Raw genomic sequence first — 3780 nt, 5'->3', positions numbered from 1 at the left:
TCTTTCTCATATTTTTCTATGGTTTTCTTATCTCCAGTCCAATAGTTGTAAAGCCCCTTCGCAAAAGCAATTATTGCCAACGCATCATCAGAATCACGTCCTGCCGCTGTGATCCCCGCAATCTCATCATCTAAATTAAAACTCAATCCATGCTTTAAAGAATTCCAAAAGGCTTCACTGCTACTTATTTCGGGATGTTGGGATGATGTTTCGTATTCATCTTTAGGGATACGACGTATAACCCTTATTCCAGGACCAAAATCTGGAAATGGTTCCTCTACCGATGTTTCGTATTCCTCTTTAGGGATACGGCGTATAATTCTTATTCCAGGACCAAAATCTGGAAAATCTTGATGAGTATTATTATGATGAACCATTTATCTATCCCTAATAATGTCATATATATAGTTACCGTCTGGTATGGATACTCTTTCTCCAATAGCAAGTTTTTTAATATCTTCTCTGCTACTTATAGTTGGCAAGTTTGCACTACCTCCTTGTGACATCGACTGATTAGCATATTGAGCAGAATACTTTAGACGCGGTCTTACTTCCATTCCATTTGACAACCTATAAATTTCCTCATCATTCAGTTTTTTAAAAAGATCAAACATATCTTTGATTTTTAAGAGCGTTTTATATAGTTCTTCTGGTTTATCGCTAATGTCCATAGTACCATAAGATGCTACTATGCGCCTGCTTTCTTCATTAGATAACGGTCCAACGCCTAATTTCCCGCCGTCACTTTGCTTTTTGATTGCTTCAATCACTCGAACAAAGACACCACCTTCAAGCGTTTTTAATTTATTTTTTAATGTTTTTGCAGCAGTATCGGGGAAAATCTGAGTAAAAGCACCGACCTTACCAGCAGCCTTTTTGGGATTCTTCTCTATAATTTGAAGAGCATTGTTAACTGTATCCACAATATGATTAATTTCTTTTGCTGCTACAGCAGCAGTGTTTCTCTTACCTATTTCCCACTCTTCTATGTCTCGTTTTTTCTGATTATACTCAAGTTCCTGCATCGACCCCTTAACCGGTCTCGCTCTACGTTCACCTAGTTGTGAATTGGGATCCCATTCATAACCTTTATCTAACTGAGGTTTATCACCACCTGTTAGCATCGCACTAAGCATTTGCGGATTACGTGCCATGATAGCAGCTTCTTCTTCGCTGTAACCTTTAGATTTTAGGTATTCGACGGTTTGATTGACTTGTTCTCTTCGTTTATCACCTTCATTAAGATGCTTCACACCACTTGCAAGCGCATCCCACCCAGAACCGTCTGATGAAGATTCCGCCATACCTGCAAAAAGATCTTTGAGCTTCTGATACGCATCTGATTGAAAAAACTTATAAGTATTGGACTGTAAAAATTTCTCTGCATCTGTCAGTTCAGGAGTCGGTGTTGGGGAAGCGGGTGCTAATGGTTGCGTTTGTTCATTAACATGAGGTTTTAGTTCTTGTGGAGTACTCTCTAGTGCATTTGGCATGGGTGGATGTTGATCAAATCCAAGAGGCATTTCCGCTTTAGGAGCCGTATAGGGCATAAATGGTCCATATGGATTCAGACTATTCTGTAAATAGGGGTTGGATGGGGCTTGTGCTTTCTCTGGTGTCATCATACTTTCAATACCTGACATTCCAGTCATAAATAGAGAGGTTTTGGGGTACTTTGTTATGAAATTCCCCACGGGGTTCTTTGTTATTAATTGTCCCAATCTATTCGCCCCTGTAACCGCTTTAGGAGCAAGATACCTAAAAACATGAGGCGCAGCTCTTGCTGCCATAAAAGCTGCCCCAGCTAATGGAAATAATATTGGAAATGCCATCACACTCTCCTACAAAACTATTCTTTAATTATTCTCCAGAGCTTTCTTTTGATTCATGTAATCTAAAAAAAACTTGGATGCTCCTCCTGCCAACGCTGCTCCCATTGGACCACCTGCCATGTAACCAAAAGCCATCGGTGCTGCTTGAAGTGCTAAAGAACCTATAGCCCCTACATTTTTCCACGGATTATTGCCCTCTATCTTAGAGATTGTATGATTATTCGTCGTCGTGCCGTAATTCCTTGCAAAACCATGACCGGCATTCATAAGCATATTCAACCTATTCCAGCCGCTATTGTCTTGTTCCAGCCAACGTTCTCTATTGGCATCAACAAGGCGTTGATTGTAGTCATTAAGAACAGATGACCCCTGCAACATATTCGAATAGGCATTATTATAAGAGGGGAATAAGTTGCCTATCATGCCTAAGCGATACTTATTAAAATCACCAAGTAAGGCATTAGCATGTAACATATCCTGCTTATTCTGACGGTAATGATTAATCCTAGCACTTTTAGACAATGCATCAAGTTCACGCGCCAACACTTTTGTATGCGCACCAGATCCATAACCACCAGCACCTACAAAAGAGCTGTTAATCGTATCTCTCACATCATCCATAGATTTTTTAAGTACATCTTCAAAATCCTGATCATAGCCCCCTTTATAACTAGAAGCCAATTCACCAATATTTCTTTCTGCCTGCATGGGAGTATTCATCAAATGATTCATATAATTTTGATATTGATGAGGAATAGCTCCAAGACCTCCGATTGCTTGGTAAGTTGGAGCACTTAACGGGGCAACACGAGGTCCTCCATACACATTACCACCCATCCCTGTATCATACATGTTATACGCATCTGCACCCCCTCGCTTAAATACATTCTGCATCCAAGTAGGAGGGGCGCTTGTTTGTACCTGCTTCTGTTCTGTCGTTGCTGGTCTACTGCTCCCCATGTCACAATTCCTTCTTATAATAAAGCATCGTTATGCCATAACCTTGTTTGTTCAATGCGCGCTTCCAACCTAAACGCCCTAAAATCTCTATCTCAAAAGCACCATTCTCACGCGCCCAATCCTCTACAAATGTCAAATTATCAACTTGATCAAGAACGCCCTTGCCACTACATTCACAAATCAGAGCGCGCTTCTTTCCTAAAACTGTCTGTTGTATCTGGGTCGTGAATGCCGCTAAAAAGCGCTCGTCATCATCCAAAACAAGCCATAACTGTTTCTTGCCACTGCAAATCGCTTCAAGGAGCTCTTGCAACGTGATTTCATGTTTNNNNGCTATACGCTCCATATCCCAAGACGTGGTCAAAAAGACTTTTGCCATTACCCTCTGCCTAAAGGACGTAAATCCACATTAAATCCTGTGATATGGTTCCAATGAACGCCTTCAGGAATACGCAATTTAAAGCGGTGATAACGATTGCGCGAACGACCATGATAAGCGCCCGTAAGATAAGAACATGCCCTCTCTTGGTGCCATGTAATCGGTGTCTGATCATTACGAAGCCGACGTTCTCCGATACTTAAAAGACCTTCCGTCGTATCAACTTCGGCAAACATTTTCGTGATAAAGTTAAAACTTCCATCTGGTGCTCCCAATTCTTGCGAAACAACCGTTGCCTCCATCGGTGCTCCCGTAAACATAACAAGCCGATTTTCATCATCAAAAGCACCAAGCATGGGTGCGCCACTTTGCCAACGAGGGCTGTCTAAAGAAGCCGGCAATGTCTCAAGATTGATCGATATCTCATCTAACTGTTCTAAAGTATACCCTGTCGTAAATACTGGAAACAACGTGAAAAGTTTTCCCTGTAGCGTCGACCATTTCTGCAATCCCCAATCATAGACAAAGGTCGTTTGCTCGTTATTACCTCTTTTTAAGGACCAGTAAATCCGGTTATCAATGGGATCTATAACCCCTTGCATCTCATCA

General features: G+C 41.3%; 3 protein-coding genes and 2 pseudogenes. All 5 read right to left on the bottom strand.

From position 1 onward, the window contains the following. Window positions 1-377: pseudogene (locus tag ACFIK4_RS05560) on the bottom strand (glycine zipper family protein); the annotation flags it as partial. Beyond that, window positions 378-1832 (bottom strand): hypothetical protein, encoded by a 1455-nt coding sequence (locus tag ACFIK4_RS05555; RefSeq protein WP_375675373.1) that lies wholly within the window; start codon window positions 1830-1832, stop codon window positions 378-380. 24 nt (window positions 1833-1856) lie between these two features. Then, window positions 1857-2792 carry a hypothetical protein gene (locus ACFIK4_RS05550; protein ID WP_375675371.1) on the bottom strand — a complete coding sequence of 312 codons (936 nt, stop codon included), beginning with the start codon at window positions 2790-2792 and terminating at the stop codon, window positions 1857-1859. Between the two features lies 1 nt (window position 2793). Next, window positions 2794-3171, bottom strand: coding sequence for a hypothetical protein (locus ACFIK4_RS05545; RefSeq protein WP_375675369.1), 378 nt, complete (start codon window positions 3169-3171; stop codon window positions 2794-2796). Next, window positions 3171-3780 (bottom strand): annotated as a pseudogene (locus tag ACFIK4_RS05540) (hypothetical protein); the annotation flags it as partial. The pseudogene ACFIK4_RS05540 and the gene ACFIK4_RS05545, both read right to left, overlap by 1 nt.

Source organism: Bartonella sp. AP9QHHD (assembly GCF_042195625.1).
Lineage (GTDB): Bacteria > Pseudomonadota > Alphaproteobacteria > Rhizobiales > Rhizobiaceae > Bartonella.
Note: the sequence above shows the minus strand (reverse complement) of the source record. Positions and strands in the feature narration are given on the sequence as shown.

Bases quoted from the DNA above. Each gene is read 5' to 3' on its own strand.
- ACFIK4_RS05555 (WP_375675373.1), bottom strand. From the start codon at position 1,832: ATGGCATTTCCAATATTATTTCCATTAGCTGGGGCAGCTTTTATGGCA.
- ACFIK4_RS05550 (WP_375675371.1), bottom strand. From the start codon at position 2,792: ATGGGGAGCAGTAGACCAGCAACGACAGAACAGAAGCAGGTACAAACA.